Below are 16,731 nucleotides of genomic sequence, written 5' to 3'. Positions count from 1 at the left end.
CATCTAGCGCCTCGTCGTCGTGCGGCCCGATCGTCGCATAGAGTTCGGCGCGCGTCTGGATTCGATCGACAATCTTGTGGGTGCCGCGGTCGCGCGATCGCAGCTTACAGATCTTCCTGCGCCTTGTTAGCCACCCGCAGCGCAGACACCGGCCAGATCACCATTGAATAGTTACCTCGAATTCTGCCACCGCAAAGCAACGGCGTCTTGCCGAAGGCGGTCATGTTGGCGAGCAGCGGCACGCCCGGCATCCGCTCGGCAAAGGCAGGAACATTTCCGCGGTGTTGAGCGCGCCGGGAAAATCGGTAGGCGCCCGCCTCCAACTCTGCACGCGCTTATGTGCTGTATCGCGAGGCACACCCATATCTTTGCCGAAAGTACCGTCGCATCGCCGTACCCATGCAGTGACGTAGCCATTGCCCGAGGGTTGCCCACCTGCGCGCATCTCTATCCCCCGCATCCGCTCCGCGACCACCTTGGCCAAAAACGCCCGTTCAGGCATGACTGCCGCATCACCTTTCAGGCCCTTGCTTGAAAGTTACGGGCAACCCCGATCTCGTGGCCTTCGAGCGGCATGTCATCCATTCCGTCGTCTGCGGACTTGAACCATCCACCGTCGCACTCCGAAACGACCATTTTGCCTGCGCCATATTCCGCGTGACGCTTCGCCAGGTGCAGGCCTTGGAGCAGACATCGGCAGTGCTTGCGGCTTGGCTGTCGGCCTGGGACGAGCTCGGTCCGGTGGACGCCGACGACCCATCGATGCGCTACATTGACATTCCTATCGGCCTGTAGCTGCTCAAGATTCTGAATTCGCAGTGTACGTTACATACAGACTATAATAGATCACCGAAACCCGTGACGAGTGTCGCCGAGATGACCATCCCCCCTGAACAACGAAGGGAAACGGTGACCTCCCTAGGCATCCGGGCTTATCGCGGTAGACCGACCGATGCGTTGAGCTGCACGCTGCGTCCAGTTGATCATCTTTGCACAAAAGATGCGACACATGCGCAAAAATCACCGCCAAACGGCGCAAGAACTCGAGTATTCGATCATTTGTTCGCGCGACTAGAGACGACTAAAAGGGCATCTCTTAACACTGATGTTCTCACAAGCTTGGAGCTCTCGGTGAGTGATCGATCTACTCATCTCGATGCTCCTTCAGCGGCCCCTTGGGGCGTTTCCTCCCTGACTTGGCCGCGCGTAACATTCGCGCGGCCTTTTTTCTGCCTCCAGCAAGAGATTGACTTGCAGGATTCAATGGGCTTTGAACGCAAAAACGCATGGTGCGAGTAGGTTCCCGCGCAGATCCAGGGTCATTAGCCCCTTGGCGAAGAGTTGTTCGTAAATGCCGGCGTACGGTCACCCATCCAATTTTCGATTTGATTTCAAGAATAGGACGCCTCCGCAAGGCCGGCGATTGACGTCCTCGTAATGTAATAAGCCGCCTCCGCGTCTTCGGGCGAGCGGCTCTGCAAGAAAGGTTGCGGTCGGGTATCTTCAAGCGGACTCCAGAGCGTCGCTCATGTATATCGAGTTCACGAAATCGGCCACATCGAACCGTGAGCCGCCAGATCCGTCGGAATACTTCCAGACGACCAATTAGTTGCGCCGTGCTTTGTCATCTGAGACCGTCGGTCTCCTCCGTCTGTCATACCGTTCCGCTAGGTCCAGCAGCCTTTTTCTGGTGAAAGGGTCTGCCTTGTCCGCTAGATCGCGAATGATCTGGGCCCGGTCCTTTAAAAACTGCTCATCCACGAAAACACCTATCCAGTGCAAGTTTCCGTTTTTTTAGCACTCAGTCGTTTGGTTCTCATCGGCTTTCCTTCCCTGCACTTTTGATCCACCCATGACATTAACGCTCTGAGGGGTGAGGCCGAGACGGTTCGTCATAGGAATTTCGGAATCGACCAGGCACGCGCCATTTCGACACGCTTGGCACCACCCTTGAGCTTCACGGCGTCGCTGCCACGCTGAAGGAAGCCTCCGGCGTTCCGCCAGAAGCAAGGCATAGGTCTGGCCTGTGTGCGCGCAACCGCATCTAAGTAATAATTCCCATGGCCACTGACCGGCACTGTGTTTGCCGAATCCGAGGCAGACGTTGCCAACGCTATCTCCGGCCAGGATGACGTCGACGATGCGTGTCGTAATAGCCTCGTACGCTGTGCCCAGGCGACACGACGTCCCTCCACTGTCCGCCGCTGCAGCATTGGATAGCGACCCGTTCAAGAGGCTGCTCCGAACTGTGGCTCATTTTAGATCCCGGTCGATCGCTCGCCCCGTATCCCTGCAGCCAGTGATTCCTAGGGAAGTCGAGAGAAAACCGTCAATGGTAGAGGGAAGGAAGGATTCTTGCCTCTCCAAAATTGGAGAACTACGCACAAACGTTAGTCGTCGCGCAACCATCTCTGTCGCCAATTCCCATCGCAGCGTCCGGGGATTGCTCACGAAGGCTATCCTGGTCCGACGCGGGCAGATCCAGCAAACCAAACGGGATCCAGGCCAGAAAAGGCCAGAAGAAATAGAAGGATGCGACCGCTCGATAGGGCGCAGTCGAGTAAACTTCGTCGCGCGACAGCTCAGCCGCAGCACGCTTGTTCATCCTGTAAGCAGTGAAGTCGATGATTGTTGCCGACGTGTCTGTCACTTGATGCTTCCATGCTACTCTAGCGTCACACCGAATTCTAATGAGAAGTTTGTCAACTCCGCTAATGCGCTTCTGCCGCGCGCCTGTCTCCCGCGACTCGGTGCCACATTTAAGCCGCTCGCAACCAGCGAAGCCATTTGTGGTCGGCCTCCCGCCGCGCCTTGAAGTGGTCGACGCATTTGTTCGAACAAAGGGCCGTTCGCCAGCAGTAGTAGCGGATCAGCCCGAACTTTCCGCCGCATATCGCACAGCACCTCACTGGACCGTAGTAGGGAATATGGGAGCTGTTGCGCATTTTCGCCTCCTATCGGCGTTAGGTGGATAGCCCCTGCACTTTCTTCGCCTCAGCGCCACGCCCGCACGTGAAATGCCGCGTCGGCGATGCCAGGTCTCGCGGTAGGTACGGGCGCTGGGGGCAAGAGTTTGACCCTGATGTGCGCTTCCCTGGTGAAGCGACGGCTCAATCGGAGTCCTTCGCTGAGATTTCCAATCTGTAACGAATATTTTCGTCTTGATTGATGCAATGAGCGGCGCGTTGACGGTTAAATCCTGCGCTCGCACGCGTTTCTTCGACCGATTTCAACTGGCCTTGCTGATGGGGTGCGTGTGCTAGCACTCGCCCCGATCTCGTCGCTGCCACCTCGTGCTTTGCGGTGTCAAAGGGCGGCAATCCGATTTTTATCTCCAGCTGCTCGAAATGCATGGTCACTGTGGGCTGGGTGAGATGTAGATTTTTTGCGGCTGCCTAGGCGAATCCGAGGTGTTCGCGTTCCTTAGAGAACGTGCGGAGACGTTTAATGGTGGCTACACGCACCAAGCGCGTCCTCAAGCCTGCGCATCGGCAGAATCCCTGATGGCGGCATAGATTTGGTCAAGATCTATCGCCGTGACGCAATAAGGCGGCATCACATAGATCGTGTTGCCGAGCGGTCGCAGCAGCAGATTACGGGCTTTAAAGAAAGCCTGAAGCTTCGGACCGATGCCCGCGAGATAGCCCGCATCATTCGTTTTCAGATCGAGTGCTGTAATGGTACCAGTTTGACGGATGTTTGCAAAGCGAGGGTCGGCGCGGAATGGCTCAATTGCCTGCTCTTGCATCGTGGCGACCGATGCAACACGTTGGCGAGTTTCCTGATCTTGCCAGAGATCCAAGTTGGCCTTTGCGGCGGCGCAGGCTACAGGATTCGCGGTATATGAACTCGAATGAAAGAACGTACGCGTACGATCTTTCGAATAGTGTGCGTCGAAAATATCTGCGCGGCAGAGTGTCACGGCGAGCGGAAGCGCCCCTCCCGTAAGTCCCTTCGAATAGCAGGCAATATCGGGCGTGACATTGGCCTGCTCACAGGCAAATAACGTTCCGGTGCGGCCCCAGCCCGTCATGACCTCGTCGGCAATGAACAGGACATCCGAGGCCTCGCAGATCCGCTTCATCTCTCTTAGCACCCAGGCTGGGTACATCAGCATCCCGCCTGCCCCCAATATCAGAGGCTCCACAATAAAGGCGGCCGGCATTTCGTTTCGACATGCGGACTCGAGCGCGTCGAGCGTCGCCTGCTCACGACCTCCCGCGGGGAATGGGATTGAGGTGACGTCGAACAGCAGCGGCCCATACGCAGCGTTGAACACGCCTCGGGCACCGACCGACATCGCCCCAACCGTATCGCCGTGGTAGGAATCTTGCATCACGATGATGCGTATTCGCTGTTTGCCGATATTATGCCAGTAGCCGAGTGCCATTTTTAAGGCCACTTCCACACTGGCTGAGCCACTGTCGGAGAAGAAGACATGGTCGAGGCCGCGGGGTGCCAGTTTCAAGAGTAGCGCCGCAACCTCCTCGGCCGGATCGTGGGTATAGCCGGCGAAGATGATCTGGTTGAGCTTGCCTGCCTGTTCCCGGATGGCGCTCACGATATGTGGATGGCAATGACCATGCGTCACGACCCACCAGGATGAGATTGCATCGATGATGCGGCGACCATCCGCGGTGTGGAGATAGGCCCCTTCACCACGCACAACCTTTGTCATCTCGTTTTGAAGCGCGTGTTGCGTGAACGGATGCCAGATCGGCGACTTCGTCTTTGGCATCATGGCTTGAAATCATCACCGCGGAATGAGGTTTTGAACGCGGCCTGCAGCGTGTCTGCCGTGAGAGGAGAAAGCCAGGGCAATCGCCCTAACCAACGCACCCGCCCGATCTCGCAAATTGCGCTCTCAGTCTCAGAATTTCTCTCGCCAATGAACGCAATCCCAAGAAGCTCGATCTGGCGCTTTCGCAGAGCCTCTATCGACAGCAGCGAGTGATTAATGGTGCCCAGCGCTGTTCTTGCGCAAAGCACGACTGGAAGCCGCCATCGCTCAAAGACGTCAGCATAAACTGCGCCGAGACTCAGCGGCACCATCAGCCCGCCGGCACCCTCGATCACTAGCGGTCGTTCCCCGGTATCCGGCACATCCAGCGAATCCGCGTCAATGCGAACTCCATCAATTTCGGCGGAATGATAGGGCGAAGCGGGCGTTCGAAGGCGGTAAAGCTCCGGCACGATGCGATCGGCTGAGAGGCTGCCCAGCCGTGCGACGAGCTCCGTGTCGGTCTCCCCTTCGAGGCCGGCCTGAATCGGTTTCCAATAGTTCGCGCCGAGGAGATCGGCGAGTCCCGCAGAAAAAACCGTTTTTCCGATCCCGGTATCTGTGCCTATTACTACGATCCGCTGACTCATCGAGATTCACCTCTCGTCTCCTCTATGAGAGCATCGAGCATCGCGCGCACGTCATCCTCCACAACGTTGAGTGTCAGTGAAATTCGTAAACGGGCTGTGCCCGCCGGCACAGTTGGCGGCCGGATTCCGCGGATATCGAAGCCGCGAGCCTGCAGCCTCGATGCAAGCCGCATCGCACGCGAGTTGTCGCCAACAATATAGGGCACGATCTGCGAGTCCGAAGTATTTCGCAAACCGCGCACGCCGATCTCCCGATGCGTGAATGCGACCAGGTTGGCCAAACGTTGCTGACGCTCGGGTTCCTGCTGCAGGATCAAGATTGCCTCGCGCACGGCGACAGCCGTCAAGGGTGATGGCGCCGTGGCGTAGATAAACGGACGGCAGCGATTGATCATAAAGTCGCGCAGCACGCCGGAGGCAGTGACAAGCGCGCCGGCCGTACCCAGCGCCTTGCCGCAGGTATGAACGACCAAGAGATTTTCGCGCCTTTCATGGGGCGCGGTGAGTCCTCGTCCCTGCTCGCCGTAAACGCCTGTGGCATGAGCCTCATCCACCATCAGGAATGCATCGTGCCGGTCCGCAATCGCGACCAGCTCTTCGAGCGGCGCGAAATCGCCATCCATGCTGTAGAGACTTTCGACCACGATCCAGACGCGGCCCGTTCCGCGTTCCCGCCAGTCACGAATTATATTTTCGATCGACTGGAGGTCGTTATGGGCGCTTATCCGAAACTCGGCCCGGCCAGCTCGCGCCCCTTCATGAATACTCGCGTGCACGAGCGAATCGAGAACAAGCAAATCGCCCCGCTGCGGCAGCGTTGTTAGGATAGCAAAGTTTGCGACATAACCGCCGCTAAAGAAAAGCGCCGTCTCTGCCCCAAAGAACCTGGCAGCTTCTGCTTCGAGAACTTCGTGCTCCTCGCAATTGCCGCGGAGAAGCCGCGACCCGCCAGCGCCGATTGGTGTGCCGGCCTCGAGCGCGGCCATGAGAGCCTTTTTCATACGCGGCGCGCTCGCGAGCGCCAGATAATCGTTCGATGCGAAATCAATTCCCGCGCGCCGCCTGAGACTCCGCAGGCGATTGTCGTGTTTCAGGACATGCAAGGCCGCGACATAATCGGCAACTTTGGCCGCGTGGTTCGCGTTCATTCTTCACTCCAGGGTCACGATCCATCGCGCAAGAATTCCATTAGCCGCTAAGAACAACTGCTTCAGCAGCGACCTTAGCTTTCAACGTGACAAGATGCGATTTTCTCCGTCAACCAGCACAACACGCGGCCTGAAGATTTTTGCTTCCGCCTCATCAAAGGAGGCATATGCAACGATAATAATTTTGTCTCCGGGCATCGCGAGCCGCGCAGCCGCACCGTTCAAATCTATGGCGCCAGACCCGCGGGGCGCTTCCATCACCTCGGTGGCGAAACTCGCCCCGGTTTCGATGTTGTAGATTTCGACGCGCTCGTTGATCAGGAATCCCGCCGCGTCCAGCAGCGCCCGATCAATCGAAATCGAACCTTCAAGGTACAGATCGGCTTCGGTTACCGAGGCGCGATGGATTTTGCCTTTCATCAACGTAATCTGCATTTCTCACCTAAGCCGGAGTTTGCGCACAGCGCCCGTTTAGCTGTTTTCAATCAGGCAAGCCCGGACGTGATGCCGAGCCGGCGCAACAAACTCGCGTCGCGGTCGCGCTGCGGGTTCTTGGTGGTCAACAGTACATCGCCGATAAAGATCGAATTTGCGCCGGCCAAAAAGCACAGCGCCTGCAATTCGTCGGTCATGTACTGCCGTCCGGCGGATAACCGCACCACGCTCTTCGGCATCATGATTCGGGCCGTCGCTATCAGGCGCACCAGCGCGATCGGATTGGGGCGCTCCGCGGTGTCATAGACCGGTACGCCCGTGACCTCGTTCCATAGATTGATTGGCACGCTTTGCGGATGGCTCGGCAGATTGGCGAGCAGGACGAGCATGCCGAGCCGGTCCTCGAGGCGCTCGCCCATGCCGATAATGCCGCCACTGCACACCTTGATGCCGGCATCGCGGACGTGCGCAAGTGTGTCGACGCGGTCCTGCAGGGTGCGGGTGGTGATGATTTTGTCGTAGAACTCCGGCGAGGTGTCAACGTTGTGATTGTAGAAGTCGAGACCGGCCTCAGAGAGCCGTGCGGCCTGCTTAGGCGTCAGCATGCCGAGCGTGACGCAGGTTTCCATGCCAAGCCCTTTGACCGCGGTGACCATGTCGCAGACCTGATCGAGATCGCGATCTTTTGGACCGCGCCAGGCGGCGGCCATGCAGAAGCGAGTCGCGCCGGCATCCTTGGCGCGCTGCGCAGTGGCGACCACATCGGCGCGATCCATCAGGCGGGTGGCTTTCAGGCTGGTGTCGTAGTGCGCGCTCTGCGCGCAGTAGCCGCAGTCTTCCGGACAACCGCCGGTCTTGATGCTGAGCAGGCTTGCTGTTTCGACGCGGTTTGGATCGAAGTTATCGCGATGAACGCTCTGCGCCTGAAACATCAGGTCGGCAAACGGCAGGCCATAAAGCGCGCCGGCCTCGGCTCGCTCCCAGTCACTTCGGACCGGCACGCCGTTGCCCCTGTCATTCCCTTCTACTCCCACGACAGCAACCATATAACTTGCCTTCCCAATTTTTAATAGATAAGGACGTCGATTATTTATTATGTGTGCCCGTCCGCCCGTTGGACCCTTTCTATGCGTTCTCCAAGACGAACATAAAGATGTGTCAACGCTCAAAGGCCCCGGAAATCTGCCCGGATTGCAGAAAATCTGCAAAAAGAGGCCATTCCCGATTGCTACGGCCGAGTCGTCGCGCACGGCCGGCGCATAATTTGATAGATAATCTATGAAGGACGGCGAGAACACGACGATGGCGGGTCGCATTGCAGCGGCAATCGCTGCGCGCATTATCAGCGGCGCGCTGCAACCAGACGCCCCACTCCGGCAGGATCATTTCGCGCGAGAATTCAACTCCAGCCACGTCCCGGTGCGCGAGGCGTTTCGGCAACTTCAGGCCCAACAGCTTGTCGTCGGCGTGCCCCGTCGCGGTGTGCGGGTTGCTCCGCTCGATACCAATTCGGTGAAGGAGATCGCCGAGATGCGTGCCGCGCTCGAAGTGGTCGCGCTGCGCAATGCGGCGCCAAAGCTCACCTCTAGACATTTGGCACGGATCGAGCTTGCCCTGATTGAAGGAGACAATGCCCAAACGATTCAGGACTTTGAAATGGCCAACCGCGCCTTTCACCACGCGCTGGTGGCGCCCTGCGCGATGCCGCGCCTGCTCGCGAGCCTCGACGGACTACAGCTTGCCAATTCACGAGTCGTGTTCGCGGTGGCGCGCAGTAGCGGCTGGCGACCGCGGTCCAATCAGGATCACCGCCTGATTCTGCAAGCCCTGCGAGTGCGCAACACCGACCAGGCCTGTAGTCTGCTCGCGCGCCACATTCAAACGATTGAGCGCCTGGCCCTTCCCGCGTCCTGACCAGGAATGAGATCTGGCGAGTTGCGTTGCCGACCGCGGGCGAAGCGCAAGAGCGTCAAACCTTCGACCGTCTTGCCGCGCGAGGCGGCTTGCGGCCGCCCGCCGTTGCAGCGGGCTCGTTCCTAAGCTAGTTATGCGACCTCCTTGCGACATCACTCCTTAAGGCCATCCATGATTCGTCACATCGTCTTGTTCAGCGCCAAAGATCAGGCCCATATCGACCAAATCATCGAAGGCCTTTCGCTTCTCACCACAATCCCGCATGCACGCCGGCTCGAGGTTGCGCGCAACCGCAAGACCGACCAGCTTGGCAACGAGATCGACGTGGTGGTTTATGGTGAGTTCGACAACGAGACGGAGCTCGCAGCATACAAAGCGCACGATCTCTACCAGGAATCGGTCAGGCGGGTACGATCCCTCCGGGAGCTGCGGTTCGCGGCCGACTATAATGTAGCCACAGATGCGCGGTTCGCCTCGACGGCAGCGGTAAGCCAAGGTAGTGGGCGCTTCGGGTCCACCGGCGGGGGTTAACCTGGCAATCGATCTCAAGATCTTGCCGGGCCAGACGAGCGTCGCTCTCGTCGGGGTGGGGATTCGTAATCGGAGCGCGTCTCACCAGCACGCCAATCGTCGGTGAGTGACAAGGCGATGCACGTCCGCGAACTGCAGTGGATTGAGCCTGTCACCGCGATGCGCTGTCTCGCGCATCGACCGCACCTGACGTTCCTCGATAGCGCTGCACCGCAGCTGCTCGGGCGCTACTCCTATATGGCCTGCGACCCCTTCAGCACCTATATGGTCGCGGACGGACAGGCAAGTTGCAACGGAGAGACTCTTGCGGGCAATCCGTGGCGAGCTCTTCGCACCCTGCTCGCCAGGTACCGCGAAGAGCATCGTCCCGATCTGCCGCCGTTCCAGGGTGGTGCGGCTGGCTTCTTTGCTTATGATCTGAACAGGACACTGGAGCGACTGCCCGCGCCGGCAATTTCCGGTCAGAGGTTGCCGCAATCCATCCTGCATTTCTACGATGTGGTCATCAGCTTCGACCACCGTGACGAAAAATGCTGGCTCGTCTCGACCGGATGGCCGGAGCAGGATCTCGCACGACGGCGCGAGCGTGCGCGCCGTCGGGCCGATGAGTTTGCAGCGCGGCTCGCCGGCCCAAGGGCGCCGCGGAATGACCTCCTCGCCACAGCGGGCGCATGGCATTCGAACTTCAGCCGTGAGGGCTACATTGCGGCGGTGCAGCGCGTCATCGACTTGATTCTGGCTGGCGACATCTTCCAAGCGAACATTGCGCAGCGCTTCAGCGCCCGCCTGTCGAGCTCATTTGATCCGCTGGCTTTCTATTGTCGGCTGCGGTCGTTGAACCCGGCCCCCTTTGCGGCCCTCCTGCGCTATGGCAGGCTGACTATTGCCTCGAGCTCGCCAGAACGATTCCTCAAACTTAATGGACGGCAGGTCGAAACGCGCCCGATCAAGGGCACGATCGCGCGCTCCGCTGATTCCAAGGACGACCGGCGCCGCGCTGAACTCCTCCTCGCGTCCGAAAAGGACCGTGCCGAGAACACGATGATCGTCGACCTCCTGCGCAACGATCTGTCACGCGTTTGCACGCCGCAGTCGGTCGAGGTTCCAGCGCTGTGTGCCCTGGAATCCTATGCCTCAGTGCACCACCTCGTGTCGACCGTGACGGGTGAACTTGCCGGAGATGAAGACGCCGTCACCTTACTGCGAGCGTGCTTTCCCGGCGGCTCCATCACCGGGGCGCCCAAGGTGCGATCGATGGAAATTATTGCGGAGATCGAGCGGGTGGCGCGAGAGGTCTATTGCGGGGCGATCGGCTTTATCGGCTTCAACGGGCACATGGATACGAACATTGCGATCCGCACGGTCACATTCGACGATGACTTGGCTGTGTTTTGTGCAGGGAGCGGGATCACGGCGATGTCGGATCCAGAGGCCGAATACGAGGAGACGCTCGCCAAGGCGCAGCGAATCTTTGACGCATTTCGTGCTGGGAGCTGTGGTGCATTTTGATTGTCATCATCGACAACTACGACTCTTTTGTCTTCAACATTGCCCGCTATTTCCGCAAGCTAGGTGCAGCAACGGCAGTGATACGGAACGACGCCGTCAGCGTCAGCGACCTTGCCGGCCTCAAGCCGCGCGCCGTGGTCCTCTCCCCTGGTCCCTGCACACCACTTCAGGCCGGAATCTCGACCGCCGTCATCCGCGAACTGTCAGGTCGCGTCCCAATTCTGGGCATCTGTCTCGGACACCAGTGCATTGGGAGCGCGTTCGGCGGACGCGTGGCGCGTGCACGTCGTCCCATGCACGGCCGGTCCTCATACGTAGCTCATGACGGTCGCGGACTGTTCAAGGACCTTTCGTCCCCACTTTGCGTTGGACGCTACCATTCGCTTGTTGTTGAGCTCGACGGGTCATGCGCACCTCAACTCGCAGTGACAGCGCGTTCGGACGAAGGCGAGATCATGGCCCTCGCACATCGCTCTCACCCGACCTATGGCGTGCAGTTCCACCCGGAATCGATACTCACTCAACAAGGGCAGCTGCTACTGATGAACTTCTTGCGACTCGCAGAGACTCGTAGATCGTAAGGATATCGGAGAGCGTGTCGCACAATTGCCAGCTGGACGCACGGAAGCGAATTCGTCAGCTTCTGCGGGTCTGATAGGTACTAAGCAGATGGGTCGTGTGGACACTTATTTCACATCCACAGCATGATGGCTGGAGAGTGACGACGGCGCAATCGCTTCGGGCGGTTTTTCGAGGCGGGTTGCTACGCGTCGGAACTGCTTGAGCTTGCTGAAGCCGCATTCCACACGATGTTTCTGGGCGTAGAGATGCTTGTCGAGCGGATATTTGAGCCCCCGTGACCGGTTGTTGGGAATGACAGTCCGCTCTTGGCGGGCGTTGGCTAGGCGTAAGTGGTCCGCGTCATAGGCCGTATCAGCCATGACGACTTCGGCGGATAATCCCTCTATCAAGGCTGCGGCTTGCGGTGTATCATCGTTCTGACCCGCAGTTAGTGTGAACCGCACGGGCATCCCAAGCCTCGAACGACCATGTGGATCTTGGTGCTCAGGCCATCGCGAGAACGGCCGATGGCTCGATCCTCAGGCCCTTTTTTAGCCGCGGCAGCGTGCTGATGGGCTCGGACGATGGTGGAATCAACGATCCGGTATTCGAAGTCCGGATTAGCGGACATCGCCTCGAAGATGCGCCACCAAACAACCTGGGTGTTCAGCGACTGAAGGGCTGGAAAACGCTGTTCCAATCGCCAAACAGCTCTGGAAGATCACGCCAGGGAGCACCGTGCGCACAATCCAAAGGACGCCCTCCACGACATCCGGTGGTCGCGTCTCGTCGATCCCCTTTGATCGGGCCGGCCGATGATCAGTGGCCCAATCCGATCCCACGCCGCGTCGCTCAAGACCAAGCCGTCCATCACACCCAAGACTGTCCCCCAAAAAGCAGCCTTGAATCTGATTGCCGCCTCAAGGGAATCCCCAAAAGTCCACAGCACCTAATCCTAGAGAGCCCCTCGCCGCGTCCGATTAGCGGCCGAGCTAAAGGCATCATCCCGTGCGCTCCCCCGGAATCAACAAATGAGACCGCAAGGCCATCGATCGGGCGAGCCGTTTTGTGGCGCTCCTCGCGAGAAAGCTGCACCATGATCCTTTGAGGTGTTTTGCGGACTTACAACTGCGCACTCGGTTGTAGTCAATGCGGCACGCTAAGGTCTCCGCTTGATCGTAGGCGCGCGCATGATGCTGCCCTGACGCCGGACGGCTGAAGAGCGCTGGGTCGTCAGGTTCTCGACAGCTCCCCCATAGCAAAGTGTGGTCTCCGGACGCCCGAAAGACGGCTGATGACACCGGAAGAACATTGGAGTGCCCGATGCTCAGCTGCTTGGAAGCGGCCCCTTGGAACGTACGGTGGTTTGTTGTTGAGGTCCGACGTCCAGAAGCAGATTCGCAGTTGAAGCCTTGATCGTTCTCGGTCTGCCGGCTGAAATTCCACATCAGATCCGAGCCTAGCTTCGGATCGGCCTAAATTTTCGAAAGTGAGAACGGATGGATTTCCCTTTAACTAACCGACTACATCGGGCAACGCGGACCCGCAGGAGAGGACACCGGAGTTCTCGTCCGCAGATGCGGCGGCCTTTAGGCGCCAGCTGGGCGAATTTGCCAATTCAGACCCTCGCAGGCAGCCCCCACTGATCCAGTCGGCGCGCCACCACCGGAACCTATGTCCATGACGCAACCGCCGCTGGGAGGACTACTCCCGAGTAGTCGCAAGGTAGCGGCGGTAAGGCGATGCCGGGCATTTCGGTGCCGCAGCCGCTCCAATCAAGTGGGGTTTTCGTCCGTCGCAGAAGGCAGCCTCTTTATGCCGAGGATGCGCTCCTCATTTGGGGCTTGAGACGCACTCAAGAAGACGGCCACTGAGCGCACCGCCAAGGGCCATGTAGATTATCTTCTCGGCTTGGGCCGCTGGCTCTTTGATAACAACAAGCAGGCCATCGCCGGTCGACTCAATGACGCTTCGCTCAACGATGATGTCCGGCAGTTCATAGGCGACAGCGACGACAGGAGGAGAGTCCTTACCGCGCTAAATTATCTCCGGGCGTCCCAATCCCCGAGCGGTGTGCCGCCGATCGCCGGCATTTGACAGTTCAGCTGCCAAGCGGAAGGAAGTCGGGGTCACGACGCTCCCGATCGAATTTCAGTCGGCCCCCGTTGTCGATCTGTTCGAGGGAGCCCGCGCCGGCTTCGAGCTCATCGAGGATTTCCTCTCGGTGATAACGGTCTGCTTGATGGCGTCACCACAGCGACGCTCTGGCGCGAGACACTCAGGTAACTACATCCCGAGGCGCGCGAACTGCATCGACGCGTGCTCCGCCTCGGGAAGGGGGTGCCACGGGGCAATGCTCAACAACGACTTACAGAACGCAGGCGTAAGCTTGCCACGGTGAATCACAACGTTCTCGTGCCCCGTCGCAGCTCGAGCGCTCTGCCAATGCCGATTGTAGCCACGCTGTTCATTGGACTTCACGTGGCAAGCGGCGAAGTCGGCGTCACCCAGCGACGCCAACTGCCACGCATGTACCGGCCGCTTCGTATGGATGTGCACCCACATCGGGCTTGGCATCGCACCACTACGCAGCGCCTTGGGCTGCAGCTTGATCTCGAACAGCGTCCCTGGCTCGCCCTTCAAGGCGCGCGGTGGATCCACAGACGCCAGTTCCTCGGCCGCCCGCAACTGTTCAAGGTACTTCTGCGACGGAAACGCGTAGGTCTTCATGCAATCGATCGTGATCGCCGCCTTTCGCGCGTTCAATGAGTTTGTCTGTCCCTGAACCTCGGACAACATCGCCTTAAGCCGGACTATTTTTTCGTGCACTTCGGGCACTTGCGCAGGCGTGAGTAGGCCACGTCGGCGAGGCTCCTCCAGCGCGGCTACACAGGCCTCAATCTCGGCGGCCTGCATCTGCAGGCGCTTAACGACGAGATCCACGACGTGGTCGGCGTCCTCGGGCTTCATCTGGCGCGCTTGCGAGACGGCGCTTTGCTGAGCCGGCAGATCGAACTGCAGCAGCTCGTCCAATCGCTTGAGTAATCCCGTCAGTGCGTTCCTGGAGGGCGGAGCCTGCCACATCTCCAGGTGCCCGGTCGCCGATGATGACGCCCTCGTGCGTGCCTCCTCTGCACTCGCGAGTTTCTTCGTACCCAGATCCGAGAGTACGATAACCTTGGCTGTCGGGGCCGTGGCAGCGTCGGGCCTGGCGAGCTGCGGCTCGCGCAGCCCGGCAGTTGAACTCCTCTCGCCTGCGGCCGGTGCGCGCTTGCCTTTCCCCTTCCTGCGCGCCGCGTGGCCCTCAGCCAATAAGACGGTATTTTCCGGTATCGCAGCCTGGGCAGGCGGTTCAATCAGGACTGGCCTCTTTGGCTGCACTGCCAAAAGCCGCGTGACTTCGTGCGCGGTGACCCATGCACCTTCCACGATCTGGTCCAACAGTTCCAATGGAAGGTCGGCACCTGTTCCGGCATCCCTTAGCCGGGCAACGATGCCGTTCACCCCTGACGCAAATTCCGAAAGCCGCTCCATGACTCCTTCCAGAACGGTGCAGTGCTCTGCGTCGAGTGCCGCTCCGTTGCTGTTTAGAACCGCGTCGGCCGTCGAGAGGAATGCCGGAAAAACATCCTCGATGAAGGTTCCGAGCAGACGCACCCGCCCGTTCTCACCCATGAGGATTTCCCTCACGGCTGGTCCGAACGTGCTCGCCTGCGGCTCAATCATGAGCTGCGCGAGAGCGATCCGCGATTGCAGATACATGCACTTCGTATAAAGTGCCCAGCCGGTATGCAGCCGTAGTGCGGCCTCTTCGGGCTTCCGCATCTCGGGCGTGGTGCTTGGCAAGTTGGCAGTGGCCGCGCAGACGGACTGCATCCGTTCCGAGCGCAATGCCTTCTTTCCCCACCACTCCATGCAGGCCAGGTAGTGCTTCGCCACGCCGGAAACCGCTCGGCTCAGTTGGCTGGGCGGCGCGTTGGATTGGCGCATCTGGTCGAGCACGGCTGCTGCTTTCTTCCTGCTCGCCTCCAAGTCGTTGATAATCCAGGTGGCCACGGCGTTGCATTCGTCCGCCGCATCGAGCGTCTCGTCGCGGAGTCGGCGAGCCTGCTTGTCGGACAGAATGCTACGCGCCATATCTCGGGGCAGGCCCGCGTAGTAGTCCAGAACTGCTGAGCCTGCCTTGACGACTTGATCGATCAGCTCTTGCGCCTCCGACGGGTTCCGGGCTTGCGTGGCCACATTACGACAAGCATCAAGGTCCTCAAGCAGGCTGCGCATTTTTCGCTTTGCTGCCTTGTTCTCGTCGCCTCTTGGGGCTGCCACACCCGAAGTTGGTGGCTGGCTCACGAGCGGCGCCGTTCTATCTTGGGGCCCGGAGCGCATCCACTCCACGACGGAGTCGAATGATTGCCTGCCTTGCCCGGGGGCGGGACCGGGCTCCGGGCTCAAACTGCTCGATCCCCACGTGCTGTCGGCTCCTGCAGCCCCAACGTGCGATTTGCCAGGTCGGTCAATGCCCGTCATATTCCATCTCCGATATGGGCGAGAATGCGCAGCCTGTCTGGATAGACAGGCTGGCTGACGAGTAGCTGACGAAGGGCGTTTTTCCGGATGCACAAGAAAACCCAGGTACCGTCGGTTGCAATTCCATGGGGTCTGGCGTGCTGCTGGAGGCAGCGGGGATGACCGCGTCATGTAGGATAGTCAGCTGCAGTGCATCGCCGCGACCTGGTGCTGCCTCGCCGTGACCGCCATAAGGATCCGCGCTGTCAGGCTGCGACAGAATCGGCCGTGACGGCGATTCTTGAGACTCCGCCCTATGCCGGCTGCTTTGTCTATAGGGACTTGGCAAAGACCATCCCGAATACCGGAGCGCCGCCACGAGAATGCTCGCGTCCTGAAACGGACTGGTGGATTGTGGTGAGGCAAAAATACCCGGCGAATATCGATTGGCAGACCTTCGGCTGCCGCACGTCCTGTTCTCCGGGAAGGAGATGCGAGTCCGAAGAGCTTACTGATCCAGCGGTGATGCACCAATCCTGACCAGACGCAGAACGTCGGTCAAAACAACATTTTCTTGCCCCACGTCCGAATTCGAGCAGAACCGATGTTGCGCAGCTCTTTTCCAAAGTACAATCTTGCCGAAGCTGCCGCCCATCCCAGCCCAGTCAGAAGCGGCGCGGGATCGCCTCCAATGTCCTGGTTACATCCTCGCCCAGCTTCGACAACCGCGCCCCGCCACAGCAGGCGCAGGTGGTCG

14 protein-coding genes and 4 pseudogenes are annotated in these 16,731 nt (G+C 59.4%); 6 read left to right on the top strand and 12 right to left on the bottom strand.

Annotated features, from left to right (window positions below):
• Positions 1 to 104: 104 nt before the first annotated feature.
• Entirely contained in the window at positions 105 to 323 is a 219-nt protein-coding gene (locus tag CQ13_RS46865) for a hypothetical protein (protein ID WP_197427507.1), read from the bottom strand.
• A gap of 14 nt (positions 324 to 337) precedes the next feature.
• Between CQ13_RS46865 and CQ13_RS47345 the strand changes: the two genes are divergently transcribed.
• Together CQ13_RS47345 and CQ13_RS31555 are read left to right on the top strand one after the other, a co-directional pair.
• Positions 338 to 535: a DUF6925 family protein gene (locus CQ13_RS47345; RefSeq protein ID WP_430649726.1), complete on the top strand. Its 198-nt coding sequence runs from the start codon at positions 338 to 340 to the stop codon at positions 533 to 535.
• On the top strand, positions 532 to 795 hold the full coding sequence (locus tag CQ13_RS31555) for a hypothetical protein (RefSeq protein ID WP_145963731.1): 264 nt from the start codon (positions 532 to 534) through the stop codon (positions 793 to 795). The genes CQ13_RS47345 and CQ13_RS31555 overlap by 4 nt, the downstream gene beginning before the upstream one ends.
• Before the next feature lie 1,032 nt (positions 796 to 1,827).
• Here CQ13_RS31555 and CQ13_RS43635 read toward each other — a convergent pair.
• The 8 genes and pseudogenes from CQ13_RS43635 to bioB form a co-directional block, all read right to left on the bottom strand.
• A pseudogene (locus CQ13_RS43635) lies at positions 1,828 to 2,257 on the bottom strand (3-methyl-2-oxobutanoate hydroxymethyltransferase); the annotation flags it as partial.
• A gap of 120 nt (positions 2,258 to 2,377) precedes the next feature.
• A complete protein-coding gene (locus tag CQ13_RS31550; RefSeq protein ID WP_057846717.1) occupies positions 2,378 to 2,650 on the bottom strand; it encodes a hypothetical protein in 273 nt (90 codons plus the stop codon).
• Between the two features lie 460 nt (positions 2,651 to 3,110).
• Positions 3,111 to 3,383: pseudogene (locus tag CQ13_RS47340) on the bottom strand (hypothetical protein); the annotation flags it as partial.
• Between the two features lie 92 nt (positions 3,384 to 3,475).
• Entirely contained in the window at positions 3,476 to 4,741 is a 1,266-nt protein-coding gene (locus tag CQ13_RS31545) for an adenosylmethionine--8-amino-7-oxononanoate transaminase (protein ID WP_057846716.1), read from the bottom strand.
• Entirely contained in the window at positions 4,738 to 5,370 is a 633-nt protein-coding gene (bioD, locus tag CQ13_RS31540) for a dethiobiotin synthase (protein ID WP_057846715.1), read from the bottom strand. Before bioD ends, CQ13_RS31545 begins: the two co-directional genes overlap by 4 nt.
• Positions 5,367 to 6,518: an 8-amino-7-oxononanoate synthase gene (locus tag CQ13_RS31535; protein WP_057846714.1), complete on the bottom strand. Its 1,152-nt coding sequence runs from the start codon at positions 6,516 to 6,518 to the stop codon at positions 5,367 to 5,369. Before CQ13_RS31535 ends, bioD begins: the two co-directional genes overlap by 4 nt.
• An 81-nt stretch (positions 6,519 to 6,599) precedes the next feature.
• Complete coding sequence (gene panD, locus CQ13_RS31530) at positions 6,600 to 6,953, bottom strand: aspartate 1-decarboxylase (RefSeq protein WP_057846713.1); 354 nt, start codon at positions 6,951 to 6,953, stop codon at positions 6,600 to 6,602.
• 50 nt (positions 6,954 to 7,003) lie between these two features.
• Positions 7,004 to 7,999, bottom strand: coding sequence for a biotin synthase BioB (gene bioB / locus CQ13_RS31525; RefSeq protein ID WP_057846712.1), 996 nt, complete (start codon positions 7,997 to 7,999; stop codon positions 7,004 to 7,006).
• Positions 8,000 to 8,231: 232 nt separating this feature from the next.
• Here bioB and CQ13_RS31520 point away from each other — a divergent pair, with 232 nt between their 5' ends.
• From CQ13_RS31520 to CQ13_RS31505, 4 genes are all read left to right on the top strand, one after another.
• Positions 8,232 to 8,867, top strand: a complete 636-nt coding sequence (locus CQ13_RS31520) for a GntR family transcriptional regulator (protein ID WP_057846711.1) — start codon at positions 8,232 to 8,234, stop codon at positions 8,865 to 8,867.
• Between the two features lie 171 nt (positions 8,868 to 9,038).
• Entirely contained in the window at positions 9,039 to 9,398 is a 360-nt protein-coding gene (locus CQ13_RS31515) for a Dabb family protein (protein WP_057846710.1), read from the top strand.
• A gap of 117 nt (positions 9,399 to 9,515) precedes the next feature.
• Positions 9,516 to 10,907, top strand: a complete 1,392-nt coding sequence (gene pabB / locus CQ13_RS31510) for an aminodeoxychorismate synthase component I (RefSeq protein ID WP_057846709.1) — start codon at positions 9,516 to 9,518, stop codon at positions 10,905 to 10,907.
• On the top strand, positions 10,904 to 11,488 hold the full coding sequence (locus CQ13_RS31505) for an anthranilate synthase component II (RefSeq protein ID WP_057846708.1): 585 nt from the start codon (positions 10,904 to 10,906) through the stop codon (positions 11,486 to 11,488). Before pabB ends, CQ13_RS31505 begins: the two co-directional genes overlap by 4 nt.
• Positions 11,489 to 11,593: 105 nt before the next feature.
• On the opposite strand, the pseudogene CQ13_RS41775 reads toward CQ13_RS31505, so the two are convergent.
• From CQ13_RS41775 to CQ13_RS41770, 3 genes and pseudogenes are all read right to left on the bottom strand, one after another.
• Positions 11,594 to 12,348, bottom strand: a pseudogene (locus CQ13_RS41775) (IS5 family transposase).
• 1,406 nt (positions 12,349 to 13,754) lie between these two features.
• Positions 13,755 to 15,995 carry a hypothetical protein gene (locus tag CQ13_RS31495; protein WP_057846707.1) on the bottom strand — a complete coding sequence of 747 codons (2,241 nt, stop codon included), beginning with the start codon at positions 15,993 to 15,995 and terminating at the stop codon, positions 13,755 to 13,757.
• 647 nt (positions 15,996 to 16,642) lie between these two features.
• Positions 16,643 to 16,731, bottom strand: a pseudogene (locus CQ13_RS41770) (IS66 family transposase zinc-finger binding domain-containing protein); the annotation flags it as partial.

The sequence above is a fragment of the Bradyrhizobium retamae genome, assembly GCF_001440415.1.
In the GTDB taxonomy this organism is placed as follows: Bacteria; Pseudomonadota; Alphaproteobacteria; order Rhizobiales; family Xanthobacteraceae; genus Bradyrhizobium; species Bradyrhizobium retamae.
The sequence above is the reverse complement of the archived record's forward strand: the minus strand, read 5'-3'. Positions and strand labels throughout refer to the sequence as shown.